Annotated in this window: 18 protein-coding genes, 1 tRNA gene and 1 pseudogene; 10 read left to right on the top strand and 10 right to left on the bottom strand. The window is 62.8% G+C overall.

The features are described from left to right. Positions 1-144: 144 nt before the first annotated feature. The 3 genes from R2N16_RS19870 to R2N16_RS19860 are packed head-to-tail and all read left to right on the top strand — an operon-like array spanning position 145 to position 2,660. Positions 145-1,479: an O-acetylhomoserine aminocarboxypropyltransferase gene (locus R2N16_RS19870; RefSeq protein WP_316668004.1), complete on the top strand. Its 1,335-nt coding sequence runs from the start codon at positions 145-147 to the stop codon at positions 1,477-1,479. Next, positions 1,479-2,303 carry an alpha/beta fold hydrolase gene (locus R2N16_RS19865; protein ID WP_316667822.1) on the top strand — a complete coding sequence of 275 codons (825 nt, stop codon included), beginning with the start codon at positions 1,479-1,481 and terminating at the stop codon, positions 2,301-2,303. Before R2N16_RS19870 ends, R2N16_RS19865 begins: the two co-directional genes overlap by 1 nt. A 42-nt stretch (positions 2,304-2,345) precedes the next feature. Beyond that, positions 2,346-2,660: an Mpo1-like protein gene (locus tag R2N16_RS19860; RefSeq protein ID WP_316667819.1), complete on the top strand. Its 315-nt coding sequence runs from the start codon at positions 2,346-2,348 to the stop codon at positions 2,658-2,660. Between the two features lie 4 nt (positions 2,661-2,664). On the opposite strand, the gene R2N16_RS19855 is transcribed toward R2N16_RS19860, so the two are convergent. Continuing rightward, on the bottom strand, positions 2,665-3,990 hold the full coding sequence (locus R2N16_RS19855; RefSeq protein ID WP_316667818.1) for a YihY family inner membrane protein: 1,326 nt from the start codon (positions 3,988-3,990) through the stop codon (positions 2,665-2,667). 68 nt (positions 3,991-4,058) lie between these two features. Between R2N16_RS19855 and wrbA the strand changes: the two genes are divergently transcribed. The 3 genes from wrbA to R2N16_RS19840 are packed head-to-tail and all read left to right on the top strand — an operon-like array spanning position 4,059 to position 6,460. Further along, positions 4,059-4,652 (top strand): NAD(P)H:quinone oxidoreductase, encoded by a 594-nt coding sequence (gene wrbA, locus R2N16_RS19850; protein WP_311528887.1) that lies wholly within the window; start codon positions 4,059-4,061, stop codon positions 4,650-4,652. Then, complete coding sequence (locus tag R2N16_RS19845) at positions 4,649-5,041, top strand: DUF2069 domain-containing protein (protein WP_316667811.1); 393 nt, start codon at positions 4,649-4,651, stop codon at positions 5,039-5,041. The genes wrbA and R2N16_RS19845 overlap by 4 nt, the downstream gene beginning before the upstream one ends. 6 nt (positions 5,042-5,047) lie before the next feature. Next, entirely contained in the window at positions 5,048-6,460 is a 1,413-nt protein-coding gene (locus R2N16_RS19840; protein WP_316667809.1) for an FAD-binding oxidoreductase, read from the top strand. Between the two features lie 17 nt (positions 6,461-6,477). Here the strand turns inward: R2N16_RS19840 and R2N16_RS19835 are convergent, their stop codons facing one another. Beyond that, positions 6,478-6,681 (bottom strand): hypothetical protein, encoded by a 204-nt coding sequence (locus R2N16_RS19835; protein ID WP_316667808.1) that lies wholly within the window; start codon positions 6,679-6,681, stop codon positions 6,478-6,480. Between the two features lie 371 nt (positions 6,682-7,052). On the opposite strand from R2N16_RS19835, the gene R2N16_RS19830 reads away from it, so the two are divergent. The 3 genes from R2N16_RS19830 to R2N16_RS19820 all read left to right on the top strand — a co-directional run bounded on the left by R2N16_RS19830 (position 7,053) and on the right by R2N16_RS19820 (position 7,951). Continuing rightward, positions 7,053-7,250, top strand: a complete 198-nt coding sequence (locus R2N16_RS19830) for a hypothetical protein (RefSeq protein WP_316667804.1) — start codon at positions 7,053-7,055, stop codon at positions 7,248-7,250. A 96-nt stretch (positions 7,251-7,346) separates the two neighbouring features. Beyond that, positions 7,347-7,423: transfer RNA gene (locus R2N16_RS19825), tRNA-Arg, on the top strand. Between the two features lie 192 nt (positions 7,424-7,615). Next, positions 7,616-7,951: a hypothetical protein gene (locus R2N16_RS19820; protein ID WP_316667802.1), complete on the top strand. Its 336-nt coding sequence runs from the start codon at positions 7,616-7,618 to the stop codon at positions 7,949-7,951. Here R2N16_RS19820 and R2N16_RS19815 read toward each other — a convergent pair. The 8 genes and pseudogenes from R2N16_RS19815 to R2N16_RS19780 all read right to left on the bottom strand — a co-directional run bounded on the left by R2N16_RS19815 (position 7,936) and on the right by R2N16_RS19780 (position 25,598). Then, positions 7,936-8,655 (bottom strand): nuclease-related domain-containing protein, encoded by a 720-nt coding sequence (locus tag R2N16_RS19815; protein WP_316667800.1) that lies wholly within the window; start codon positions 8,653-8,655, stop codon positions 7,936-7,938. The two genes, R2N16_RS19820 and R2N16_RS19815, sit on opposite strands and share 16 nt — an antisense overlap. A 9-nt stretch (positions 8,656-8,664) precedes the next feature. Beyond that, on the bottom strand, positions 8,665-9,501 hold the full coding sequence (locus R2N16_RS19810) for a peptidylprolyl isomerase (protein ID WP_316667798.1): 837 nt from the start codon (positions 9,499-9,501) through the stop codon (positions 8,665-8,667). 15 nt (positions 9,502-9,516) lie between these two features. Next, positions 9,517-11,244 carry a ShlB/FhaC/HecB family hemolysin secretion/activation protein gene (locus tag R2N16_RS19805; RefSeq protein ID WP_316667796.1) on the bottom strand — a complete coding sequence of 576 codons (1,728 nt, stop codon included), beginning with the start codon at positions 11,242-11,244 and terminating at the stop codon, positions 9,517-9,519. A gap of 11 nt (positions 11,245-11,255) precedes the next feature. Further along, positions 11,256-13,796 (bottom strand): filamentous hemagglutinin N-terminal domain-containing protein, encoded by a 2,541-nt coding sequence (locus tag R2N16_RS19800; RefSeq protein ID WP_316667794.1) that lies wholly within the window; start codon positions 13,794-13,796, stop codon positions 11,256-11,258. 132 nt (positions 13,797-13,928) lie between these two features. Continuing rightward, complete coding sequence (locus R2N16_RS19795; protein ID WP_316667793.1) at positions 13,929-14,138, bottom strand: hypothetical protein; 210 nt, start codon at positions 14,136-14,138, stop codon at positions 13,929-13,931. Positions 14,139-14,732: 594 nt separating this feature from the next. Continuing rightward, the gene (locus tag R2N16_RS19790) at positions 14,733-15,098 is read right to left on the bottom strand and encodes a hypothetical protein (protein ID WP_316667792.1); all 366 of its coding nucleotides are present in this window, start codon (positions 15,096-15,098) and stop codon (positions 14,733-14,735) included. Between the two features lie 8 nt (positions 15,099-15,106). Further along, entirely contained in the window at positions 15,107-24,484 is a 9,378-nt protein-coding gene (locus tag R2N16_RS19785) for a beta strand repeat-containing protein (RefSeq protein WP_316667790.1), read from the bottom strand. A 520-nt stretch (positions 24,485-25,004) separates the two neighbouring features. Next, positions 25,005-25,598, bottom strand: a pseudogene (locus R2N16_RS19780) (recombinase family protein). Positions 25,599-25,626: 28 nt separating this feature from the next. Here R2N16_RS19780 and R2N16_RS19775 point away from each other — a divergent pair. Beyond that, the gene (locus R2N16_RS19775; protein WP_316667788.1) at positions 25,627-26,163 is read left to right on the top strand and encodes a hypothetical protein; all 537 of its coding nucleotides are present in this window, start codon (positions 25,627-25,629) and stop codon (positions 26,161-26,163) included. The last annotated feature ends 12 nt before the right edge of the window (positions 26,164-26,175 follow it).

Here is a 26,175-nt window from a genome sequence, read left to right as displayed (position 1 = left end):
GCCCAAACCGGATCGCTTCGACAAGCATGCAGCGCAGAAAAAACCTGTCAAAAACCGCGCCCGCTCGGCGTTTGCCCGGAATGCGCTGCAACAGGCAGCAGTGCTAGCATGGCCCGTCCCAACCCGACTTCGGTGCTTGAATCCATGTCCAAAGCCCGCTTCGACACGCTGGCCCTGCATGCCGGTGCCGCGCCCGACCCGGCCACCGGGGCGCGCGCCACGCCCATTCACCTGAGCACGTCGTTTGTGTTCCGCGACAGCGAACACGCGGCGTCATTGTTCAATATGGAACGCGCGGGCCACGTCTATTCGCGCATTTCCAACCCCACCGTTGCCGTGTTCGAAGAGCGCATGGCCGCGCTGGAAAACGGCGTGGGCGCCATTGCCACGGCTTCGGGCCAGGCAGCGCTGCATCTGGCCATCGTCACGCTGATGGGGGCCGGTTCGCATATCGTCGCCTCTTCCGCGCTGTATGGCGGCTCGCACAACCTGCTGCATTACACGCTGCGCCGCTTTGGTATCGAGACGACCTTCGTCAAGCCGGGCGACATCGATGGCTGGCGCGCGGCCATCCGCCCGAACACGCGGCTGCTGTTTGGCGAGACGCTTGGCAACCCCGGGTTGGATGTGCTGGACATCCCGACCATTGCATCGATTGCGCATGATGCGGGCGTGCCGCTGCTGGTCGATTCAACCTTCACCACGCCTTGGCTGCTGCAGCCCTTCGCGCATGGCGCAGATATCGTCTACCACTCGGCCACCAAGTTCCTGGGCGGGCACGGCACGACCATCGGCGGTGTGCTAGTGGACGGCGGCACGTTCGACTACGTGGCCGCAGGCAAGCACCCCGAGTTGACGGAGCCGTACGCGGGTTTCCACGACATGGTGTTTGCCGAGGAAAGCACCGCCGCGCCCTTCCTTCTGCGGGCGCGCCGCGAGGGGCTGCGCGACTTCGGCGCCTGCATGAATCCGATGGCCGCGTGGCAACTGCTGCAGGGCATTGAGACGCTGCCGCTGCGCATGGCAAGGCATGTGGACAACGCCCGCCGTATCGTCGCCTTCCTGGCGAGCCACCCGATGGTGGCGTCAGTTGCCTACCCAGAGCTGGAATCGCACCCCGATCACGCGCTGGCCAAGCGCCTGCTGCCGCGCGGCAGCGGTGCAGTATTCAGTTTCGATCTGCGAGGCGACCGGCGTGCCGGCCAGCAATTCATCGAATCCCTCGGCCTGTTCTCGCACCTCGCCAACGTGGGAGATGCACGCTCGCTGGTCATCCACCCCGCATCGACGACGCACTTCCGCATGGACGCCGACGCGCTGGCCGCAGCCGGCATCAGCGAAGGCACGATCCGCCTGTCCATCGGTCTGGAAGACGCCGACGACCTGATCGACGATCTCAAGCGCGGCCTGAAAGCCGCCGAGCGCGCGATGTCCGCCGCGCCGGGCAAAGCCGCCGCCAACGCAACGGGAGCCCGCTGATGGAATGGACCGTACAAGGCCAGCCCGCCTACGCCTACACAGGTGGCAAGCCGTTCAACGCGGACTTGCCGTGCGTCGTGTTCGTGCATGGCGCACAGAATGATCATTCGGTCTGGGGCCTGCAGACCCGCTGGTTTGCGCACCACGGCTTCAGCGTGCTGGCGGTGGATTTGCCCGGGCACGGCCGCAGCGCCGGCGCCCCACTGCAGACGGTGGAAGCCATGGCCGACTGGGTGATGGCACTTGTGCACGCAGCCGGCATCACGCAGCCGGTGATCGTCGTCGGCCACAGCATGGGCTCGCTGATTGCGCTGGAGTGCGCGTCACGGTACGCAAGGCGCGTGCGCCGCATCGCGCTGGTGGCGACGGCTTGGCCAATGAAGGTGTCGGATGCGCTGCTCGACGCGGCACTCAACAACACCGCCGGCGCCATCGATATGGTCAATACATGGTCGCATTCGAGCCTCGCCAATAAGCCGTCGGCGCCTGGCCCCGGCTTCTGGATGCATGGCGGCAGCCAGCGCCTGATGGAGCGTATAGCGCGCGGCACCGAGGCCCCCGTCTTTCACACGGACTTTGCCGCCTGCAACGCCTATGCGCGCGGCGCAGAAGCCATGGCAGCCGTGCAGTGCCCGTCACTCGTCATCGTGGGAGAGAAAGATCAGATGACCCCCGCGAAAGCAGGCCGTCAGGTGGCAGCAGGACTGGCTGGCAGCCGCGTCGTGGGCCTGCCCGGCGGCCATGCCATCATGGGAGAATGCCCCGACGGCACGCTCGATGCGCTGATCGCCTTCGCGCGTGAACGCGAACCGGCCGCCGCGTAACGACGTTCTTGCGTACACCCTTCGGGACTCAGGAGACCCACCATGGCCACCGACACCCGCAGCTTCGGCAGCTTCGCCGAGTTCTATCCGTACTACCTGAGCGAGCATCAGGACCGCACTTGCCGGCGCCTGCACTTTGTCGGCTCGACGGTGGCGCTGGCATGCCTGATCCTGCTGGCTTTCACGGGCAACCTGTGGTGGTTGCTGGGGGCAGCCGTGAGCGGTTACGCGTTCGCGTGGGTGGGGCACTTCGGGTTCGAGAAGAACCGGCCCGCCACCTTCCGCCACCCCTTCTACAGCCTGATGGGCGACTGGGTGATGTACCGCGACATCTGGATGGGCAAGATCCCCTTCTGAAGCGTCAGGCGCTGGCCGCTGCCGGCACCCCGGAGGCCGGCGCCGCAGCGCTCGCAGCTTGCGCGGCGGCCGTCACGCCGCGCTCGCCCGCCGCAAAGATGCTCTCCAGCGTGGCATCGAGCCCCGGGTTTCGTAGTTGGCTGACAAGCGCATGCGTATCACGCAAATGGCGCGCCAGCGCGGTACGCGGCAAACGCGGCAGATTCAACACCAGCCTTTCATAGAGCGGCCGCAGTGTGGTCGTGTGTGCATCGCAGAGCAGCGCCCAATGTGCGTCGCCGCGATCCTGCTGCAGCTTGCCGATAAGGTGCAGCGCCTTCAGATTGGTCAGCAGATCCGCCAGGTAATCCGCCTCAAGCTGCAGCCTTCGGCCGATGTCGCCCTCGGAAAGCGTGCGCGGCGCCTGTTCGCGTGCGCGATACAGCAGCAACAGAACACCCAGCGCATCAAAGAACTCGCTGCCCGGAAATGTGCGCCGCTGCCAGTAGCCCTGGCGGATGATCGGCAGCGTCGACGCGATGGTCGCGCCGAGCAATGTCACCAGCCAACTCACGTAGATCCACGTCAGGAAGATCGGTAGCGTGGCAAACGCGCCGTAGACGGCCGTATACGTGGGGATATGCGCAACGTAAGCGCCGAAGACGCGCTTGGCGATTTCAAACGCCGCCGCGGCAATCAGGCCGGCAATGAAAGCATCACGGCGTTCCACATTGGTATTCGGCACAAACACGTAGAGCATCGCAAACGCAATCGCCGACAGCAGGATCGGGATCAAGCCCACCACCACGCCCAGGCCGAACGGCAGCTTGTGCACATAGCCCGCCGAGATCGACACGAGATACGAACTGACCGACAGGCTTGCGCCAATCAACACCGGCGCGAACGTCATCAGTGCCCAGAACACCAGCACACGCTGTGCAAGCGGGCGCCGATGGCGTACGCGCCAGATGGCGTTCAACGCGTTCTCGACGGTGAGCATGGTCATCACCGACGTCACGACCAAGCCGATCAGACCCGCTGCCGTCAGCCCCTTGGCGTTGCTTGAAAACTGGTTCAGATACGTCAGGATCGGCCGGCTGATGTTGCCCGGCACGAGATTGCTGAACATGTAGCCCTCGATGTCCGCCCGGAAGCTCTTGAACATCGGAAATGCCGTAAACAGCGCAAAGGCCACCGTCAGAATGGGGACCAGCGACAGCACCGTCGTGAATGTCAGGCTGCCGGCCACCTGCGGCAGGTGGTCTTCACCGGCGCGGCGCAAGGCGTAACGCGCCAACGCACGCAGCTTGGCGGCATTCCATTGACGAAGCGCACGGGTGTCAAAAAGCATGAAAAATGAGGCGGGAGGCGGGGTTGGGGGGCGCAACTATAATACCGCGACGCTCTCAACGCTTTGTTATGAAAGATATCCTGGTCTTGTACTACAGCCGTCACGGCAGCACGCGCGCATTGGCCGAAGCCATTGCGCAAGGCATTGAAAGCGTCGACGGCGCCCAGGCGCGGGTGCGCACGGTGCCGGCCGTCTCCACCGTCTGCGAAGCCACGCAGCCCGACGTGCCCGACGGCGGCCCTCCCTACGCGGAAGTGCGCGACCTGGAGGAATGCGTAGGCCTGGCGCTGGGCTCGCCCACGCGCTTTGGCAACATGGCCGCACCGCTCAAGTACTTTCTGGACGGCACCACACCACAATGGCTGGCGGGCGCGCTGGCCGGCAAACCGGCATGCGTGTTCACTTCCACGGGCAGCATGCACGGCGGGCAGGAAACCACCCTGCTCTCGATGATGCTGCCGCTGCTGCACCATGGCATGGTCGTGCTCGGTCTGCCGTATCAGCAGAGCGAACTGCTTTCCACCGACGCGGGCGGCACGCCATACGGGCCATCACACGTCGCGCATCGCGGTGATACCGCACCGCTGACCGCCCACGAACGCACGCTCGCCACAGCCATGGGCCGGCGGCTGGCGCAGACTGCTCTCAAGCTCGCCGCATGACCCCCACCAACAACGTCGTCGCCGAATCCAGGACGCTGTCTTTGCTGAGTGCAGGCAGCCTCATCGCATTGATCCTCCTGTGTGCCGCGTGGGAGCTGTGGCTCGCGCCCGTACGCCCGGGTGGCTCGTGGCTCGCGCTCAAGGCGCTGCTGCTGGCGTGGCCGCTGCCCGGCGTGCTACGCAAGAACCGCTACACGATGCAATGGGCGTCGATGTTCATCCTGCTGTTCTTTACGGAAGGCGTGGTGCGGGCGACATCGGACGTTGGGCTGTCGCGCTCGCTGGCGTGGGGCGAGGTGGTGCTCAGCGTGGTGTTTTTCTCGGCGACCATCTTCTACCTGCGCCCATTCAAGCGTGCGGCCAAAGCACGCGCCAGACACAGCACCTGACCCGCTATGACTCACGATGCGTTCCTGCAAGCCTGCGTTGATGCCATCGGTGCAGCGCATGTCCTGACCGCGCCGGAAGACCAGGCGCCCTATCTCACCGATTGGCGCAAGCGCTTCTCGGGTCGGGCCCGCGCAGTGTTGCGCCCCGGCAATCCAGAGGAAGTCGCAGCGCTCGTCAGACTGTGTGGCACGCACGGCGTGCCCATCGTCCCGCAAGGCGGCAACACCGGCCTGTGCGGCGGCGCCACGCCCGACATGGAAGGCAGTGCCGTGGTGATCTCGTTGCAGCGCATGCAGCGCGTGCGCGCCGTCGACCCGATCAACAACACCATCACCGTGGATGCCGGCTGCATCCTGGCCAACGTGCAGCAGGCTGCCGCCGATGCAGACCGCCTCTTCCCGCTGAGCCTCGCGGCAGAGGGCAGTTGCACAATTGGCGGCAACCTTGCCACCAACGCCGGTGGCACCGCCGTCCTGCGCTACGGCAACGCGCGTGAGCTGTGCCTGGGCGTCGAAGCGGTACTGCCCAACGGCGAACTGTGGAATGGCATGCGTGGTCTGCGCAAGGACAACACCGGCTATGACCTGCGTGACCTGCTGATCGGCGCTGAAGGCACGCTGGGCATCATCACCGGAGCGGTGCTGAAGCTGTTTCCACAACCACGCGCGAAGGTGACCGCGCTGGCGGCACTGCAATCGCCGCGTCAGGCGCTGGCGTTTCTATCGCTGGCGCAAGGCCATGCAGGGACGCTGCTGACGGGCTTTGAGTTGATGTCGGCGTTTTGCCTGGACCTGGTGCGCAAGCATTACCCTCAATTGCGCGTGCCGTTCTCGCAGGCATATCCGCAATACGTGCTGCTGGAATTGTCCGATCTGGAAAGCGAAGAGCACGCGCGCACGCTGTTCGAATCGCTCATGGAAGATGCGCTCGCGCGCGGCGTGATCGACGACGCGGCGGTGGCGGAATCCGTGGCCCAATCGCGCGACTTCTGGAACCTGCGCGAGCACATTCCGCTGGCGCAGGCCGATGAAGGCAAGAACATCAAGCACGATATTGGCGTGCCCATCTCGCGCATTGCAGACTTCATTGACGTGACCGACCGCGCGCTGGCCGCAGCCTACCCCAACATCCGCATGGTGACGTTCGGCCACCTTGGCGACGGCAACCTGCACTACAACGTGTCGCCGCCGGAAGGCCATGCGCATGACGCCTTCCTGGCCAATCAGGACGGCATCAACCGCATCGTGCACGACAGCGTGCATGCGCATGGCGGCTCGATCTCAGCCGAACATGGCATCGGCCAGCTCAAGCGCGAAGACAATGCGCGCTACAAAAGCCCCGTTGAACTGGCAGTCATGCGCGCGATCAAGCAGGCGCTGGACCCGCGCGGCCTGATGAACCCGGGGAAAGTGTTGTAAGGCGATCCAGCGTTGCTTCAGCCAAACAGCTTCAGCGTGTAGTTGGCCACGGCGAAAAGGATCGTAGCCGCCAACAGCCACAGCAGCATGCGCGGTACGCCGCTGGGCGGCAGACGATGATCGTTCGCGTTGGAACGATCGCCGATGCGCCCGCTCTGGGCGCTACGGATATAGGTGCTGCGTGACGACCCTGCCGGGCGTCGTGCATGACGCGTGCTCATTATTGTTTCCTCCCTGCCCCATGGCTAGCGCCTCGCCCGGCTCCCTGCAGCCGTGGCGAAACACAGCAGCCCCATGGATCGCTCCATGGCTGCCCAAACAAGACTCCCTGATTTCCCGTCTGGTCGGAACCGAAAAGGCTTCGTCACGCCCCGTTTGGCGCGCGTAGGCACGGTGTTCCGCGTCATTGCGCGGAATTTCGAATGAAACGTTATTGTTGTGTGGCACTACCCGACGCCACGAAATGTATCAAAAATCCCCCTAATGGGGGGTACGTATTTTAGGTATCACCGTTTGGATGATGCGCAGGAACGACGCTTGCTCGCCGGACTAGGGGCAAACCCGAAAATCGCCCTATGAATGGAGCCAGCCCATGCCCGCCTTCCCCGATCTGACCAAGCGCGCCCACATCACGCCGCCGCAGCCGCCCGAACAGCCCCCGCATCCGCCGCCGGAAATGCCGCCGCCCGACGAACCGGCCCACGACCCAGTGCACGACCCCGAACCCCAAACGCCCCCAATCGAACTGCCACCCGGCGAGCTACCGCCGGAAATCCCGCCCCAGCACTAGCGCTGCGCAACATCCCATCTGTTAGAATCGCGGCCTCCCAGGCACCCGGAGGCCGCGAGTTTTTGGTATGCCTGGGCAGCCTGCGCATCTGCATATCTGCCCATAGCTCAGTTGGATAGAGCATCGGCCTTCTAAGCCGACGGTCGGGGGTTCGAATCCCTCTGGGCAGGCCAAAAACTCTAGAAGAATCAAGAGCTTACGACAAACACATCCAACGGTAGTTGGTTGAAAGTTGGCCCTAGTCACAATTTAGTGTGACTACGGTGTGACCGATTCTAACGCCCTCCTGCACCCTCCTTCCCTACAGGGTCCAGCCTAGCCCGCACTGAATACACTGGCGTCTCCCGGAAACTCGCACCAGAGGGATGGACAACGCCTTGGGAAACACCGCTCTCACCGCTATCGCCGCAGGACTCTTCGCGCTCCTTGTCGCCGTCGTGACATACCTGCTAACAAAAAAGCGCGAACATGAGTCCGAGTGGCGAAAAGCAAAGCTGGAGCACTACCGGGAATACGTTGCCGCGTTGTCTGGCATCACGGAGGGCCGGTCATCGTTGGCTGCCCAAGCTCGATACTCCGATGCTGTCAACTCTATGACGCTCATTGCATCGCCTGCCGTCCTGGCAGCCGTCTATGCGTTCCAGGATGAAATTTCGTTCCGAAACACCATGCGCACCGATGAAGCCTATGATCGGCTATAGGTCGGCATGCTCGTTGGGCGTGACACGCCCGCGTTTTCAACCAGCGCGACCGGACGCGGCGGCTGCACGACAACGGGGGTATGTACGACAGCGCGGGGAGATTGCAGCGGCTGGCGCCAGGCTCGGTTTGGTTCCGAGGCGACTTTAGAGCCCAACCGGTTCTTGGTGGCAAAGTCCCTCACCAGATCAAGTGACCACGCCTGTGCTCGCGAATGTGTTCCGGCCAACAATTCGGAAAGCCCGTCCGGTCCGCAGATCACCACTCCGTTGACACCGTGGGGCAATTGCGAGCCGTCCGGAATACCTCGTGCGAAGAGCACTACCGGCAACGGCCGGGCGAGGGTCATGCCAGCAATTCCCGCGACGACGTTTTGCAAGGCGTACGCGCCTTCCAGCGCATCTTCCCACGCGTTTGCCCTGTTCGAATCTGACTTCGCATCCGGGCTGGTCCAATCTCCAGTTACACCACCAAGCACCCGCAGTCGGTAATTCTTGACCTGAATAGCCAGCGTTACGCGCGTGGTCGCAACGAACAGATCGACTTCGGCAGTGCGTTTGGTTTCGGCGTGTGGAACCACGACGCGCACGTTACGGAGAATGACGGCGTCTTCACCTTGGGCGCGCAAGATCCCTTCAATGACTGTGAGGACCGCTCCCTCACCCCGAAAGCTGCGCCGCCCTCCAGTAAAGATCTCAATCGTCATAGTGCGCAGTTACTGCACTACCTTGGCGGTCTTGAGCAAACCGCCCACGAGCTGCACCGTTGCTCGCTCAAGCTCAGCCGTCTCCAGCGCCTGCTTAATCGCCGGCTTCACTGAGTCGTACGCCGGCACCTGTGTGGGGCGCACCGCATCTACCTTCACGATGTAGCGCTGATTACCGACTTCGACCGGATTAGCACTGATTGCCCCCGGCTGCAGCACTACAATCTCGCGCGCCAGCGGCAGCGGCAGATTCTGCAACTTGCCCTCTTCCACAGGCACCTTGAAGCTCACCCAATCCAACTCGCCGCCGCGCGCCTTGTTCGGCGCTGTGCTGTATTGCTGCGCCAGCTTGGCAAAGTCTGTGCCCTGCTTGAGTTGCGTGATGACCTGCGTGGCCGTCACATCGTCGCCCACCTGAATCACTCGGGCCTTGTATTCCTTGTCGCCCAAGCTGGAAACAATGGCGTCATAGCGCGCTTTGACCTGCTCATCGGTCACCGGTGACGGCTTGATGTTGTCCTTGAGCCAAGCCTGCGTGACAGCGGCATCGTGTGCTTCCTTCGCAGCCTGCTGAACGGCGGGGAGCTTGTCGTAGGTCGGATTCTTGGCTGCTTGCTGGCGGAACAGTTCACGCGCGATCAGTTGCTGCTTGATCGCCTGGATCACGTTCGGATTGGCGCCTGCACCGCTTTGCGCGACGGCTCGGTCAAGTTGCGCTTGCGTGATCTGCGTGCCGTTGACACTCGCCACGACACCCGCTGGCAGCCCATCGGCGTGTGCGAACGAAGTGGCCATGGCAGTCAGCGAAAGTACGGCCAAAGTTGTGCGACGAATCAATGCGTTCATATCGGTTCCGGTTTTTCAGTACGACCAATTCAATGTAGCTAACAAGACGGCGGGTTTACTACCAAACGCGGCAGGTTGCACCAGCGCGCGACCGAGCAGCAGCTCGCTGGTGAAAGCGCTCTTGCCAAGGCTTCTCGATAAGCGCAAGCCGAGCCCCGTGCCGGCGAGGTACTGCCAGCGCTGCGTGGCAACGAGCTGCGTCTGGCCACCGTCCAAAAAGGCGTAGGGCTCGATACGGATGCCCCACAGCGCGGGCGCGTTGGCCCACACGACTTCATTGCGCAAGGTCAGTCCCCGGTCGCCGCTGATGAGTCCCTCGCGGAACCCCCGCACCGAACTCATGCCACCCGCAAATATCTGCTCCGAGCCGAATAACGCCACGTTGGACCACTGCGCCTGTACCTGACCACGGTAGGCCAGCGCGGCGTTACCGACCTTCGGCAGCGGCAATTGCGTGCTGGCATTGCCATCGAGCTTCCAGAACTGGCTGTGTGCCTCGTCGCGCATGATGTCGGGCGCGTCCTGGCTGGCACCCAGCGTGCGCATGCCGCGCGACAGTCCGGCTTCCCAGGTGGCATAGGCACCTTGACCATCGACGGCGAACTTGCGCAATCCGTTGATCGCCACGCGCAGGACAGTCAGAAATTGCGGATCGAGCAGCAGGTTGTTGACCTCGCGCTCGGTGTGTCGGTGCGTGAGTGTGACGTCAAACGCCGTACGGCCTGCCGAGTCGCGCTCGATGACCCGATTCCACCCAAAGGTGTGCGCAAAGGTGCGACCGTAGACCAGCGCCGTGTCACCGATCAGGTTGTTGTACTCAGAAATCGAGCCGGTATAGCTGAAGGTGTTGTAGCCGAATGGCACGGCCGCCGAGGCGATCGCGGCATTGGTGTCGGTCGTGCCGATGTAGGACAGAGAGAGCGCTTCTTGGAAGCCAAGGGCATTGTCGGCGTCGATGCCCGCACGCAGACGTGTCACACCTGTGGCGCGACTACCGTAGTTGTCCGTTCCGACGTTGAAGCGGAACCGGTCGCCTGGCTGGTTCGTCAATGCGATGACAGAGCCGCCTGGGCTTTGCCCCGGCAGGATCTGGACTTCGGCCTGGTTGCGGCGCAGACGGTTGATTTGGTCCACGCCTTGCTCCAGGTCCGTCAGTTTTAGCGTGTCGCCCACGGCGGGCATGGACCAAACGGTGCCGGCGTCGGTGAGCCACCCGCCGTTGCGCGAGCTTTCTGCGGTCGGCTGATTTGGAACCGTCGTCTTGACGGTCTGGCCGTTGATTTGCAGGCTTTCCACCTTGCCCGGCAACACGGCAATGGTCAGCACCCCGTCCTTGAGATTCTGTGGCGGCAGGTACGCGCGGGTCGTCACGAACCCTTGCTGTACGAACGCTTCTGTGAGGCGGCGCAGCAGCAGGTTGATGCGATTGGTGCCGAGATCGTGGTTGACGAACGGCTGTGTGATGCGCGCGACCGTGGCCGCATCGAGCACCGTGTTGCCGGTCAACTCGATGCGGTGAATCGCGAACGTGGCGCCGGCTTCCACCACAGAGTCAACCGTGGCCGTCTCCGGTACGGCGGCCGGCACCGCGATCTGCGCCGGCGGTTGCGTGGCTTCGCGGCGGCGCTCGGCTTCCTGGCGCTCACGCAGTGCGCGCTGGGCCGGGTCTTCAAGGGGCGGCGTTTGGGCGTGGGCGACACCGGTCAGCAACAACGCCGCGATGGCGAGAGGCTTCAGCTTCATATGGACTCGCCTCACTGCCACAGCCACGAGGTCAGGCCCAGATGGGACTCGATCGACACCGGTTGGCGCGATTTAGCGCGTACGGTCGTGATGCCGTTGCTGGCTGTCACCGTCTGCCCGTCGAAGCTGCCGCCTTCGATCTGGCCTTGGCCGTTGATGGTCAACCCCTTTGCTGCAAGCCAAGCGCCGCCCACGTCCGCTGCGTACAGGCGTGCCCAGCTATCCCCGAAGAACGCCTTGAAGCCGCGATCACGCGCGAGCGCCGTGTAACCCGTGATACCGACCGCGCGGACCTTGGGTGCGGTGATAGTCAGGTTGCCCAGCGACAGGACTTGGCCGCCGATGTTCTCGGCCAGCGTCCCGGCATTGATCGTCAGGTTGCCACCCGCCGAAATGGCGCCGCCCGTGGTGGACACTGTGCTGGAAGCGGTTTCTCGGCAGAAGATCGTGCACGAGCGGTAGAAGTGCGCGCTGCCGGTGGCCAGCGTTTCGTTGTGGAAGGTGTTGACGGCGGTGATGGTGATGTCGGCTTTTTCGTTGCCGAGAATCTGGCCACCGATGTTGCTGACGTTGCGCCCGCTGATTGTGGTGCCGGTCTGCGACACCAGGTACGGCACCTGGCCCAAGGCTGGGATGGTGCCGTAGTCCACATCGAAGCCCGAGCTGTGATTGCGCAGGATCAGCCAGCGGGTACCGCTGCTGGTCCAGGCAGTCGGTTGTTCACCGTTGGCGCCTGAGGATTTGTCGAGCAGGTTTTGCACGTCACCCTGAGCCGCCAGGATGAGCTTGGCGTTGGAGAGGATGCGGCTCTGGTGGTTGACGATATCGCCACCGGCGCGCAGTACCACGTCGTCGTTCTGCCCGAAGACAATGCCTTGCGTGCTAGGTGTGGCGTCATTGCGGATTGTGCGGCCTGCGAGCAACGTGACGGCGCCCTCTGAAGCCGCCTGGCTCGTGTTACGGGTCTGGCCTTGGATCAGACCACCGGTATTGGTGAGATCGGTTTCGCTCTGAATCAGTACACCGCCGGCCAATGCGGCGACGGTCGCTGGTAGCGCGGAGGAGGTGATGGTGACGTTGCTGCCGTGGATCGTGGCATTGCCTGCAGCGATCACGCTGGAGTCAGTCTGACTGTAGCCGCCTGCGGCGTTCAGTGCAACGTCACCGCCCGACGATTGGACGGTGCTGGCATTGCCGTTTGCGGACGCGAGCGCGATGGAGCCGGCCTGGATCGATGTGCCGCCGACCCCATCAACCTTGCTGCCGGCGAGCTGGACGGCGCCGGGTGCTGTGATCGCTACGGTGCCCTGTTGCGAGGTCCACTGCGTCTGTCCGGTGCCGTCAGCGTTGAGCGACAAGGAGGCAACCTTGGCGACGACGTTCTCGGCTGCTGTCAATTGCGTGGCAGTCATGGACACGCCGGGGCCGGCGTCGTAGAGGCCCACACCGCCGGTGGCGGTCAGTGTGCTGCGGTCGATGGTGACGGGTTCCGTGTGGACCTGGCCAGCGCTGCCGATGATGATGTTGCCCGTTTGGCTACTGGTACCGGCCGTCAAGGTGCTGCTGTCCAGACGTACAGTGTTCGAGGCGATCTGGATGTTGCGGTTGGCGCTCAACGAGCCGTTGCCGGTCAGGCCGGCGGAGTTGACGAGCACATCGTTGGCCGCCTGGACGCTGCCAGACACCAGTTGCAGATTGCCCGTGCTGCTGACGACGAAATCGCCCGCTGTTGCATAGGCAGCACCGGCATGACGCACGCCAGCACCCTGGTCGGTGGCGATCAGTTCAATCCGCCCGCCCGTCAGCGATCCGCCCGAGGCGATGTCGATTGCATAGCCCAGGGGTGTACCGGTACCCGTGCTGCTGTAGCTAATCCAGGGGTCGAGGTTGTCGGTGGGGGAGACGCTGGTGTCGACTTCGGCGCGGCTGTCACCCGCGACAACGCGCACGCGGCTGTTGGGGTCCGTGTAGCTGTTCTGCACCGCACCGGCCACCCGGACCTGCTTGGCAATCAGTTCCAGGTTGAGCATCGTGCCGGCCAAGCCGCCCGGACCAATGTTGATGGAGCCTGCGTTGGTGTTGAGCACCACGTTGCGCTGCAGTTGACCCGCACTGTTGGTGAAGTCGTTAAACGACACCTGTCCGGTGGTGAGCGCCACGTTGCCCGTGTTGGTGAACGAGCCGCCGTCCACGGTAATGCCGTTGGGGTTGGCCAGGATTACGTTGGCACGCGGACCCAGCACGGCGATGTTGCCCTGGATTAGAGACGGGTTGGTGCTGGTGACCTGGTTGACGATGGTGCGGGCGGCAACTGTCGTGTTGTTGAGGTCCGCGCCTGCCGTGCCAACGTTGAAGGACGAATAGGTGTTGTGCGAGACGCCAGCGACGCTGGGGGCAATGTTGACTGCTTGTCGACCCGATGCGCCGGTCGTGACAGATGTAGCTGTGCCACCGTCGGGAACAATGCCACCCGCAGTCGCAAATGGCGGCACTAAAACTGTGCACAAGCCGGTCAGCACGGCCAATCCGGCCACGCGATGTGGTGATTCCACAAGAACTCCCCTTCTACAAACTTGTCGGCCGAATCCAATTGGCCTTGTACTATGGTTCACAGTTCTGATCTTCAGTGCCGGTGGTAGGCGCCATCACTCGACTCTCTGAGCCGACGCCCGCAACATCTCCGGTTAGCAAAAATAGAACGCAATATCTTTGATTACCTTCGCATCATGCTCTGTAATGCACGCCGAAAGATATGCCGTCAGTTCAACCAAAATTCCTTTCGCAGGAACATCATCCAACCTGACAAGTGTGAGCAGCCTTGATCTCTGGTCCGGATCGGTCACATAGGTGTTGATCAGGTGCGTGAAATGCACACGTAGTTCGGCGATCGTCATTCCTTTACGAGCACGTTTCCCTCTATCGCCACCACTGGACAAGGTGGCACGTGGACGGAATAAGATGAGTTATCACATCCGACTGACTTCGCTCGTGACCTTGTAAAGCAGCAATGCAGTAAGACCTCCGGTTCGAATCTAGGGTCTGTTCAAAGCAGTTCAAAACAGTTCAAAGATACGAAACTGACCCGCGTCCTTCACGGAAATGCGGCCCACCTCGGAGTCAAAAATTATGTTTCGGCACTTGCAGGCAGCAGCGTGTTCGGGAAGTGATTCGAGTATTTCGCCGCAGTCAGCGCACTCATATCGAATGCGCAAACCAGCCGGGCACCCTCTCACCGGATCAAATATCAGATATCAGATATCGCCTATTCTTGCTTATATCCAAGATCACCTCATCGAATGCGAGCAATTCACATGCAACCCCGTGTTCGCCGTGCTAAATGTATTCACGGACATCATTCTGATCGTGAGCAGATAAATCAGTTTTCAGCGTTGCGAGCGTCTCCTGGAGTAGTCGCCCCAACGCATCGAAATGAAACTTTTCGAATGTCGCTTTACGCCATCAACAATACGGGCAGGAATTTATATCGGTCAGCAATCCGAAATAGGAACGATTCCGTTTCTCGTATGGAGAACATAAGACTCCAATCCATCTTTCATCGGAATCATGCGAAGGTATCCGCCCTTATCAAAATATAGCGACAGCGTGCTATCGCCCCCAAAATCCGCACCTATAACTTTCTCACCCAAACATTTTTTCAGGAAAGCAGCCGACTCTTGATCTGCCGCACTCCCAAAATGCTCTTCGCCCAGAATTTTTAGTGAGAAATCGCATTGAATCAAGATCCATCCAGTGGAATTATTATCACCAAAAGACATGGAAACCGAGTATGGATTTATAGCAACACCAATAATTTCTCGCCCAACGATTTCATCTAAATCAGCTTTTTCAATCATAACAACTCCTATCTTGGAGGGGGCATAGAGTTAGGCGGCAACGGGACATGAATGTCACCTCGAGTTGCATTAGGCGAGCCATTAGCCGGATTAATCGGCTGACCATTAACCACTGATATCCAATAGCCATTCCCAAGGCCAGGTACCTGCGTCGAGCCGGGCGGCATAACTCGAATATAAGTACTCCCTGGGGCACTTGGATCGGTGCCCGGTGGATAATAGATGGTACTGCCCGCCGTTCTCCCCGGCCTGGAGAGCCAATCAGAAGGAATGACGGGACCTTGCTCCGGATTTGTCAAAGCATCCAGCTTGGGGGGAATTTTGGGCCCGGCCGCCAATGATCCAGGTTTCGGCGCTTGCGGCATCTGGAAGCCGGAAATCCCCGCCAGGTAACCGTCGATGCTGGTCCCGTACAAGGCGCCGTAGTAACCAGCAGCCGGATCTGGATTGTCTCTGAGATAGGCGACTCCTCCGAATATTCCTGCAAACGGTGAGCCCAACATAGTGTCCAACGTCACCGCCGCCATATTTGGCCCGGTCGGCGACGCTACGATCAACGACGCATTGGGGTCAAGGGCATATACTTTGCCTCCGATAATTCGAATTACATTTCCCGCTGCTACGGCATCCAGCATGGCGCTCGTACAGCCAGAGGATGCCCCTCCTGAGCAAGCGCCCTCCAAAGCGGCATCCCGCTGCTGAGACTTGGTAGCCAAATCCTGGGCGGTGCCACACTGTTCGCCATTCTGCTGGCAGGCGGCATTTGCGTTGTCGTACCGCTGCTGTTCAGAGAGCGCCCCTACAAAGGGCGCACGATGGTTCAACCAGTTGTTCTGCGCGGCGTTCTGGCCCGTTGTCACACCGGCCATTTCATTGCCACCAATGGCATGTGCCAGGGCACCGCCTGCAATCCCCGTCATCGCCACAGTCAGCAGGTCCAGAGCCGGATTCGGACCGCCCGCCGGCGCGTTCAGAGCCATGCCGATTAACGGCGCGGCAACTGCGCCAGCGAGACCCCCTGCCGCGCCGCCAGCGCAACCTGTACCCTCCATCGCGGAAATCGCGCAGCCGATCGCAACGTGGCCGAGCACGTTCCCTGCGATGGAAGTCGCAGTAGCGTTTGTTTCGCCAATGCCCGGGCTATACGTGCCCAGCGCATTTGCCGCAGCAGCCCCCGCATTCGATGCAAGGCTATTCAGGAATGAGCGCCCAAAGCTTCCGCCGTATGCGGCGGTGTTGATCGCGGCCGTTGCCCCGCTCATCACAAGAATCGCCTCGGCTTGCAGCGCAAAGTTGCTCGCGCCGCTGACGCTCGCCTGCGCGAGGTTGGTGCCAGCGATGTTTTGTGCGCCAGCCAGGTTGGCAAGCGTGCTTCCCTGTCCGAAATGCTCGGCAATTCCAAGTGCACCGTTCTCGTCGATCGAGACGCCGTTCGAGATGCCGTAGGTCAGCGCCGCAACGGCGCCTGCCTTGAAGACGTCCCCGAGGCCGACTTCACCTGTGGCTGCCAACTGCCCGAAGGTGGAGCTCATCATGGCGCCCATGACGGGACCAAACGTCATGCCGCTCATGACAGTAATCATTGTCATGACCACGCCCGAGAAGACCTTCCCAGCCCATCCCTCCTCGCGCACGAAGGTGTCGGTGTGCGTGCTCGTCACCGCAGCCATGTTGGCTTGAATGGCTTGCGCCACACGCGCCGACTCCGCTGCGCTCATCGACCCATCTGCATTGAGCTGGGCCAGGACACCGTTGATGTTCTGCACTTGGCCAGCGATGTCCGCCGCATTGGCCGCAAACATGAAGCCGCTATTGGCTTGCCCTTGCTGACCGGTGGTACGTGCCCACCCATCCTCGATCGGCTGCCACGCCGCCGTCATCTCGGCCGCGCGCTGCTGGTTAACGATGGTCGTGTTGCTCGTGAGCGAACCATACGAGCCCAGCGTGCCGGTGTTCTGGATCGGATTGTTGGCGATCAGGTCCAGGCTCTTGCTCGCCACGATCGAGCCACCCGGCTCGATGCCCGAGTAGCCCGGCGGCAGATACACCTGCGGCACCAACGCGCTCACCATCGGGCATGCGCCGCTCATGCAACTCGGGTCCGGCACCTGCTGTGTCACGTACCACAGCATCGGCTTGTCGAGCGCAGCCAGCTGGTCGGGTGTCAACGCCTGCCCCACCTGGATGTTGTGGGCCTTCGCGTAGTCGACCGCGTTCTGATATAGGACCAGCTTTTCTTGATCGTCAACCGTCAGGTGGTTCTGGTTGTCGTACGTCAGGCCATTGATGAAGCTTGTGCGGCCGGTTGTTGCCAGCGCCTGCTGGTCCAGTCGCGCATTCTCGGCCTGCGGGTCGTAATAGAACGGCGTGCTTCCCGGGCGCAGGTCGGCCGGCAGTGCATTGATGAGCGTCTGCGGGCCAATGCCACCCAGCACCGCCGTCGCCGGGGTGTTGGTCAGATACTGCGTCGTCGCGCTGCCGGTCGGCGTCGTCAGCGCACTACCCGCCGACGGCGCGTTGAAGTGCCACGTGATGCCGTTGACGGCACCACCTGCGCTCGGGTTACCCAACGTCGGCACGTTTGCGGCCTGCGCGCCGCTTGGGCCCGCTTGACCGGGACTCACCGGTTGCCCCGTCACGATCACCGGATTGAACTGATACTGACCGTTCGACGTGCCCGGATTCGTGGGATTCGGCACACCCTTCTGCAGAGTCGTCGTCGGCCCGGTGAAACTGTCCGGTGTGCCGGTCACCGGCAATTGCGCGTTCGGCGTGCCGACCGGCCCCAGGCTGATTACCTGTTTGCCGCTCGTCGACGGGGGCGTCTGGATCGACGGGTTGGAGATGCCGTTGGAGATCGAGGCGCCAGTCAGCGAGACGGCCGTACCTTCGATGTTGCCGCTGTTGATGAGCGCGCCACCTGAGCGGATGGCAAGATTGCCGCCGCTCACGTACGAGTTCAGTTGACTAATCGTCGGGGCGTTCTCGGCCGTGCCGTTCCAGCCGTTGGCCAGATTGCTGCCGAACACGCGCTGGCAACCCGAGATGTCCCCAGCCACGTCGCAGCCCCACGTGTCGCTGGCCGTCGAGTTCTGGTTGTAGTACGACCAGTGGTAATACTGGCGCAGGAAGACAGGGCTGTTATCAAAGCTGCCCGTCGTGATGGAGACCGCCCCCGGCGCCACGATTGCGCCGCCATTGTTGTGTACAGCCCCGGCATTGATGTTCAGATCCGTCGCGGCGAGGATCATGCCGGCGTCGCCCGTGGCGGTCTGCGTGGCGGTAGCACACGCGGTGCCGCCCACCTTGCCGCAGGCGGACGTGTCCGAGCCGTGGCTCGCGTAGACCGTCGTGGTAGGCGCGGCCTGGTTGACCAGGCTGGTGGCCGCGTTGATCGTCACCGAGCTGGCGGTCGATTGGATCGTCGCTCCGGTGTTCGTCACCGTCGGCGCGGTGATTTGCACGGGCCCCGCCGCCGCGATCGTGGCGGTCTGGTTCGTCAGTTGCGACAGATTGGCCGTGAGCGTGCCGCCCGCAATGATGCTGGCCACCTGCTGTTTGGGATCAATCACCTCGTGGTACGGGCTACCGCCACCACCCGGCGCAACGCCCGGATCGGTACAGGTTGCCGGATTGCCCACACAGCCGGGCAGCGTGGTGCGGTTGACGTTCAGTTGACCGACGTTGTTGACCGAGCCGCCAAGGCTGATGTTGCCGGCAGCGGCGATCTGGCCGCCGTTATTCAAGGTTCCGACTTGCGTCAGGTCGATGTTGCCACCGGCGGCAATCACACCCTGCTTACCAGCCGTCTGCTGCACCGTGGTTTGCGGTGCGGGCGGCGTAGCCGTGAAACCGGCGAGGCCGTTTTGGGCGGTGACATCACCGTTGAACCCCATGGACGAAGACGGACCGAACCAGACCCAGTGCGGTGCCTCCGGCCCCGGGGGCGGGCCGTTGCCGTTGCCACTGTTGTAGCACTCGGTCGGCAGACATCCGTCATTAAGCACGGCCAGCGGATTGTTCGACGAGATGGCGTTGTAGCCCAACTGGCTCGCCAGCTGCTGCATGAAGGCGTTGACCGTGCCCTGATCGAGCGACTCAGTGATGGTCTTGGTCACGCTCGCCGAGGTGCCATTGTTCAGCGTCCCGACCGCCATCTTGATGTCGTTGGCGGCGCTAATCTGCCCGCCATTGTTCGACAGCGTGGAGGCCGTCACCGAGAGGTTGCGCCCGGCCTGGATGATGCCGCCCGTACCGCTGCCCGTGGTGGTCTCGGTACGCGTGACGGTCGGTAGCGTGATGAAGGGCGTCGGCGTCCCGGGCGCCGGTTTGTAATCGGCGCTCGGGAAGCTGGTGGTATCGGGCGTCCCGCCAAGGTGCCACAGGTTCAATTGCTGCGTTTGTGGTCCATTGTCGCCACCGCCGCTGCTGGGCGTGTAATTCTCAACGCCTTGGTACGCAGAGATCACGCCGTTGGCATTCGGCTTCAAATCGCCGATCGTGACAGCGAAGGTATACGGTCCAAACACTGGACCACCATCTGCCGACCCCGCACCGGGAACCGGCAACATGACCTGCTTGGTGCCGATCTGAATCTGCGACCAGTAGGTGGAATTCACCTCTTGGCCGGTCACCACGGTGGTGCCGCTGCCATTCGGTGCAGTGGCATCGTTAATGACTCGGCTTGCGACCAGGTTCACATCGCGCTTAGCGCCAATCGTGCCGCCCTGGTTCAGCACATCGCCCGAGACGTTGATGTTGACGTCGCGGTTGGCCTGCGTGAGTGCGCCGGCATTGTCGTAGCCGGTGCCGGCGATCTTGATGTCATTGAGCGCCTCGACCGTGCCGCGATTGGTGGTTGCACCCGTCACGGAGAGGTCGTTGTCGGCGTGCAGCGTTGCACCGCCCGCATTGCTCACCGTGCCGCCCGAGACCGTCAAGTCGTGACCGGCCACGATCTGACCGGTATTGCTCACCGAGCCTGGCGTATTGAGGGTCAGGTCGTTGGCATGCTGAATCGAACCCGAGTTCGTGATGCCGTTAGCGGCATTGACCGTGGCGCTGTTGCCGCCCAGGGTCCAGCTTCCCGTGTTGTTCACGGCCCCGACGTTGTAGGTGAGCTGGTTGCCGGCGTTGATGGTCCCCAGATTCGGGTTAGCGCCATCGAGCGCCTGGTTCGACAGGTTCAGCGTGGCATTGTTGGCCGCGAGGCTTTGCCCGCCTGCATTGTTGAAGCTACCGTTGCCGCCGGAGATCGTCAGGGTCAGGTCGCCCCCCGTAGTCTTGCCGGTCGGGTCTCCCGCGAAGATGACGCCATTTTGATTGCTGGCGAGCGTGCTGGTCGTGACGTTCAGCGTCTTCGTGCCGAGCAGCGTGCCGTTCTGGTTGTTCAGGCTGTTGTCGGCCGTCACATTGACGGTCTGGCCGCCGATCAGGCCCGAGTTCCCCACGTTCGTGCCGTGGACCGTGGTCGTAGCGCCACCAAGCGTGCCCGAATTGGTGATCGTGGAGCCCGTAGCGGTCAACGCGTTCGACGCGCTCACGGTGCCCGTATTGGTCACCGTGCCGCCGATCAGGTTCGCCGAGCTGGTAGTGAGCGTGCCGGCCGTGGCAACGCTTTGGGTACCGGTGGCGGTAAGCGTCCCGTTGACCTGGGTGGTGGCGCCAGCACGGCCCAACGAGACGTTGGTGCCTGTCAGCGTCGCATTGCCGCCCACGACGGGCAGCGCGGCGATGGACACGCCGTTGGCAGCCGTTGCCGTCAGGTTGCCGGCTGTCTGGCTGCTGCCGGTCAGCGCGATGTTGCCCCCCGCATTCAGGGTGGTGTCGCCCAAGCTTGCCGTGGCGCCCGCCCCCGTGATGTCCCGGGTGGCGGTTGCGGTCAGTTTGCCAAGTGCGTAGGCCTGGCCGTCGATGCTGGTGTTGCCCTGCGTCGCGGTAAGCGTCGTGTCGCCGCCGGATTGGGTGGCGCCAGACACTGCGACGTTGGTCCCCGCGAGCGCGACATTGCCGCTGTAGGCGATCACGTTACCGGTCGCGCTCGTCGTGCCCGCGTTCGATTGCGCGGCAACATTCTGCGCCGCGTAGACGGTGCCGCCCAGGGCGGTGCCGGTTTGCCCGTTGGCCGCCACGCTGCCTGAAGACAGCACGGCCCCAGAGGTCGACAGCGCGCCTGTGCTCGCGGTGAGCATGGTGTCACCGCCCGAGGCTGTGGCGCCGGCCATAGCAAGGTTGCGGTCCGCCGTGGCGGTCAGCGCTGCGCCCGCCGTGGCTGAGCCGGTGCTCGCGATCGTGGCATCCCGGCCAGCGGTAAGGGTCCAGGCGCCTGTGCTTTGGGCGGTCCCGCTCACGGACAGATCCTGCCCCGCCGAAGCGGCGAGATCACCGAGGGCGGTGACCTTGCCTCCGAGCGTCGCGTTGCCTTGCGCGGCCTGGATCGTAGTGTTGCCGGCCGATACCGTTGTGCCGCTGACGGTCGAATCGGTGGCTGCCTTCACGATCAGGTTGCCGTTGGCTGCCGTGACGCTGCCCGGAACGGTGACGCTGGCAGCGGTGGACTGTGCGCTGACATCCTTGGCCGCATACACGATGCCGCCCAGCGATGCATCCCCATGGGCTGTGGCGCTCAGGTTGCCGCCGGAGAGAACCGCCCCCGCTGTCGTCAACGTCCCGCCCGTGGCGACAAGCTGCGTGTCGGTACCGGAGATCGCGCTGCCTGCTACCGCCAGGTTCCGGCCGGCGGTGGCATTGAGCGTCGTGTTCGTTGTCACCGCGCCGGTTGAGGTCACGGCCAGATCGCGCCCGGCATTGAGGGCGGTGGCGATGCCGCTTTGCACGGTGCCGGTTACCGTCACATCCTGCCCGGCCGATGCGTTCAGGTTGCCGCCGGCCACGGTCGTGCCGGCAAGCGTCGTGGTGCCCTGCGTCGCGGTCAGCGTCGTGTCGCCCACCGACTGCGTGGCGCCCGTCACCGTGACGTTCTGTCCACCCGTGGCACTGAGCTGGCCCAACGTGGTGGTCTTGCCAGCCAGGGTGGCGCTGCCTTGGGCTGCGGTGATCGCGGTATCGCCGGCCGATTGGGTCGTACCGCTGACCGTGGCGTCGGTGGCACCGGTGAGCGTCAACGGGCCGCCGTGCGCAGTCAGCGCGCCCGTCGCGTTCACATCCGCGCCCGTTGACTGCGCGGTAACGGCCTGATTGGCCGATACGATGCCGTCTAGGGTCATTGTGCCTTGCGACGTCGTGTTCAGGTTACCGCCGGACTGCACGACGCCCGAGGTTGAGAGCGTGCCGGTCGTGGCAGTCAGTTGCGTGTCGCCTGTGGAAGCAACGGTGCCGCCCACTGAGAGGTTGCGACCGGCTGTTGTGGTAATGGTGCTGGTGCTCGTCGCGCTGCCGGTGACGGACACGTCTTGGCCGGCGGTCGCATTCAAGGCGCCGTTGGAGACGAGCTTGCCGCCCACGTTCACGTTGCCAGACTGCGCCTGCAGGCTTGCGGTGCCGCCCGTGTTGACCTGGCCGTCGACGGAAGCGTTCTGTGCTGCCGTGACGTTCAGGTTACCGTTGTGCGTCAGCGTGCCGGAAAGGTCCGCCGAGCCGCCTTGCGCCGTCACGGAAACGTTGCGACCGGCCGTGATCGTGCCGCCCAGCAGCGCATCGGTGCCAGCGGTGACCGTCAAATCTTGCGGTGCGGCCACGCTGCCGGTGACTTGTACGCTGCCGGTCCGTGCCGCCAAGCCGAGATTGCCCGACGTGGTGCCCATGCTGCCGGAAACTAGCAGGTTGCGCTGGGTAGCAAGGGTAAGGTCTCCACTACCGGTCAAGGAACCGGCGATGGTCGTATCACGCGCCGCATTGAGCGCGATGGTGCCGGGGGAGGAGACGGTACCGCCCAGCGTGATGTCGCCGGAGCCGTCCTGACCCTTGGCAGTCACCGCGATGCTGCCGGCGTTGAGATTGCCGCCCAGGTTCACGCTATTCCCCGCCGTGGCGGTGAGCGCATTGGTCGCTGAGAGGCTGCCAGCGCCGCTAATGTTGCCGCCGGCATTCAAGGTCAGGTTATTGCCGGTCAGGGTCGGACCACCGACACTGAGGTCGCCGCCGGCCGTCAGCGCGATGTCCTGCGGCGCACGAATGGTGCCCGTGGTGGAGACGTTGGCCGTTGAGTTGATGCCGACGTTTTGCTGCGCGTAGACGTTGCCGACCGAGACGTTGCCGTTGCTGTCGATGTTCACGTTGGACGTGTTCGCGGCCATGTCGGCAGCGGTACGTACCCCCAGCCCCTGTGCGGTCGATACGATTTTGATTTGACCGCTCGTCATCGCGCCGAACGCGGTGGCGTCGATCGCGAGGCCGTTCTGTGCGCTCGCGCTATTTGCGGCAGTATTCTGGCCGTTGGCGCTCACCTGCCAATCTGAGCCTGCGCGGCCGGTGCCGGTGGCGACCGGCGTCACCAGCTGGTTACCTGCGATCAAGTTCAGTTGCTGCCCTGCATAAAGAGCGGCATTGACGCCGATCGTTTGGCCGATGAGATTGATCGCCCCGACCGTGCCCTCGATGCCAGCACCGTTTATCGTGCCGGCCACCGGATCGATCTGGATGCGGCCGCTCGTGACCGAGTAGCCGACAGCGGTGGCCTGATCGAACGGAACGCTTGCACCGCTGCTGTTGAGGAACTGCGGCACGCCCGTGGATAGGGTGACTTTGGGGCTGTTGGTGAACCCGGCCCCCGCCAAGAAGAAGCCGCCCGGCGCCGCGAAGATCAAGGACGCCGGCGCCCCAAACACCTCGACGGTGCCGTTCAGTCGGATCGCGTCGGTGCTGGTGATTTGCGTGAGGATCGTGGACGCTGGCCCAGACGCGGCGAGGTTCGAATTGCCCGCGACATTCCCGCCCAGGAAGGTGCCGCCCCCAGTCAATGAGTTGTTGTACACCAGCCCACTCTGATCGACCGTGAGCGAACGTAGCTGATTCAGCGACAGGCCGCTCGCGTTCGGAGCCGTTACGTTGATGGTCGGCACCCCCGCCGTGGTCTGCGTGATGGTGGGCGTGAAACGGATCGGCGCGGCGGGATCGGTGATCGGCGCAGCGTCTGCCTGTTGCATGCCCCAACGCACCAACAGGCTGCCAGTCGTGCGCCACGACGCCAGCAGATCAGCAATTGGAACGTGAGAGTCTTTGCCACGAACGGCGATGATGGCTGCGCTCTGACGCGCAACTTGCCAGGAAATTTGCACCGGGCCGAGCCAGGACACCACGGCGACCGCCATTGCGAACGCACGGATCAACAGCGAGCGCCGCACGCGGCCATGACGACTCGTCATGTCTTCTGCCACATGCTCGTCGGATGCGACGACGAAGACCGCTCGGAAAGGCTTGGCGCTCATGGTGTTTTTCTACTGACACGGCAGACGGCAACAGCCTGCTGCCGGACGCATTAGCGTTCGCTAAGCAGGCCACAAAAGGGACGACGACAGACAGCAGGCAAGCGCTGACAACAGCGCGGGCACTTCCTGATCAGGCGATAAGGCAGGTCAGCACGTGGCGCTGACTAGAGGAGTGCTGGGTCGAAGACCCAACAAAGCGGTGACACACAAAAGCGCGCCCGAGATGTCGTCTCGTGCGAAAGCACTCCCTGCCCCGTCTGGAACGGAACAAACCCCTGGCGGCCTCGCCCTGTCTGGTGCAGAGCGATTGCCTTTTTGCTGTGTGCGCGGATGATAATCGAAACAGCCTTACTGATAATCAACAACCGTAAATTCGATGCAAATGCGCGACGTTGCGAGCAACTTAAATCTGAATTTAGAAATATTGAATTCAGATTAACTGACGTGCCGCAACAACATTCCAGCAATGGCTTTGAAATCGGCAGAGATTTTGCAACCGGTTGCCAACCACCGCGACAGCTCAACTCGATAGCTCGACCGACATGCGGGACCGTACCCGCATCACTGTCTGGCGGCTTGTGTCCAAGTCTCGGGCGATGGCGGCGACGGCATCCCCTTGGGCGAGGCGCCGTTGAACCAGGACTTCTTGCTTGGCCGTCAACGCGCGTGGACGGCCCAGAATCTTGCCGGCCTCTCTTGCCCTAGCAAGTCCAGAGGCGGTGCGCTCTAGCAACAAGTCGCGCTCGAATTCCGCGACCGCCGTCAGCACGGACATCGTCATCTTGCCCGCAGCACTGGTTAGATCTGCCCCACCCAGCGCCAAACAGTGCACACGCACCCCTGCCTGTTGCAAGTCCTCGACCGTCATGCGGACATCCATAGCGTTGCGCCCTAGCCGGTCTAGCTTCGTCACCACCAACACATCCCCGGCTTCCAGGCGGTCACGCAGCTTGGCGAAACCTTGCCGCTAACTCGCAGCAACCGACCCGGACACTACCTCCACCACTACACGACGCGATTCGATGTTGAAACCGGCTGCACGTATCTCTCGTACCTGATTCTCGGTGCTTTGCTCGGCGGTCGACACCCGACAATACGAAAAAACTCTTGGCAGCCCGGCCAGCATGCCCGCACGCGGGGACATGCGAGGCACTGACGAGCAACCCGTTGTCGTGAAGAGTGTCAAGGACGAGGCGAAGGAAGCTGACGATCACAACTTAGCCGTCTGGACAAAGTGGCTAGGTATTGCGACGTTCTTGCTGGTTGCTGTCGGGGTCGGCCAGTTCTTCATGTTTTGGCGCCAGTTGCGTCTGATGGCTAAAGGCGCCAAAGACGCCGCTATTGCAGCGCGCGCAGCAGAAAAATCGGTTGATGCAGCCGAGCACTCCTTGTCTCAGTTGGAGCGGCCATACGTGTATGGCGGGGTCGGAAAAGCAGGTTTCAAGGTAGAGCCTGGTGATGGCAGAGGTAGAGTCAAAGGGAGTGACGACGCCAACCTTCTCACTACGAGTGCTACCGACGGGCCGACTCGCCGTTGTCTGCCCCGAGGCCGAGATGTGCTGGCCGTTTCCGCCGATCCCACTACAGGAAGATGTTCGGTCGGAATTGGAGTGGCTGCTCTTGCCACAGTGGGCAGGCGCGAAACTGGTAACGTGCTCGACAACGCCTCAGCCAACTGATAGCACCGCACA

This window comes from Ralstonia psammae (genome assembly GCF_958405935.1).
GTDB classification, from domain to species: Bacteria; Pseudomonadota; Gammaproteobacteria; order Burkholderiales; family Burkholderiaceae; genus Ralstonia; species Ralstonia psammae.
This window is presented reverse-complemented; position numbering and strand designations above follow the sequence as displayed.

Coding starts and splice junctions, on each gene's coding strand:
- R2N16_RS19870 (WP_316668004.1), top strand. CDS start 145: ATGTCCAAAGCCCGCTTCGACACGCTGGCCCTGCATGCCGGTGCCGCG.
- R2N16_RS19865 (WP_316667822.1), top strand. CDS start 1,479: ATGGAATGGACCGTACAAGGCCAGCCCGCCTACGCCTACACAGGTGGC.
- R2N16_RS19860 (WP_316667819.1), top strand. CDS start 2,346: ATGGCCACCGACACCCGCAGCTTCGGCAGCTTCGCCGAGTTCTATCCG.
- R2N16_RS19855 (WP_316667818.1), bottom strand. CDS start 3,990: ATGCTTTTTGACACCCGTGCGCTTCGTCAATGGAATGCCGCCAAGCTG.
- wrbA (WP_311528887.1), top strand. CDS start 4,059: ATGAAAGATATCCTGGTCTTGTACTACAGCCGTCACGGCAGCACGCGC.
- R2N16_RS19845 (WP_316667811.1), top strand. CDS start 4,649: ATGACCCCCACCAACAACGTCGTCGCCGAATCCAGGACGCTGTCTTTG.
- R2N16_RS19840 (WP_316667809.1), top strand. CDS start 5,048: ATGACTCACGATGCGTTCCTGCAAGCCTGCGTTGATGCCATCGGTGCA.
- R2N16_RS19835 (WP_316667808.1), bottom strand. CDS start 6,681: ATGAGCACGCGTCATGCACGACGCCCGGCAGGGTCGTCACGCAGCACC.
- R2N16_RS19830 (WP_316667804.1), top strand. CDS start 7,053: ATGCCCGCCTTCCCCGATCTGACCAAGCGCGCCCACATCACGCCGCCG.
- R2N16_RS19820 (WP_316667802.1), top strand. CDS start 7,616: ATGGACAACGCCTTGGGAAACACCGCTCTCACCGCTATCGCCGCAGGA.
- R2N16_RS19815 (WP_316667800.1), bottom strand. CDS start 8,655: ATGACGATTGAGATCTTTACTGGAGGGCGGCGCAGCTTTCGGGGTGAG.
- R2N16_RS19810 (WP_316667798.1), bottom strand. CDS start 9,501: ATGAACGCATTGATTCGTCGCACAACTTTGGCCGTACTTTCGCTGACT.
- R2N16_RS19805 (WP_316667796.1), bottom strand. CDS start 11,244: ATGAAGCTGAAGCCTCTCGCCATCGCGGCGTTGTTGCTGACCGGTGTC.
- R2N16_RS19795 (WP_316667793.1), bottom strand. CDS start 14,138: ATGACGATCGCCGAACTACGTGTGCATTTCACGCACCTGATCAACACC.
- R2N16_RS19790 (WP_316667792.1), bottom strand. CDS start 15,098: ATGATTGAAAAAGCTGATTTAGATGAAATCGTTGGGCGAGAAATTATT.
- R2N16_RS19785 (WP_316667790.1), bottom strand. CDS start 24,484: ATGAGCGCCAAGCCTTTCCGAGCGGTCTTCGTCGTCGCATCCGACGAG.
- R2N16_RS19775 (WP_316667788.1), top strand. CDS start 25,627: ATGCGAGGCACTGACGAGCAACCCGTTGTCGTGAAGAGTGTCAAGGAC.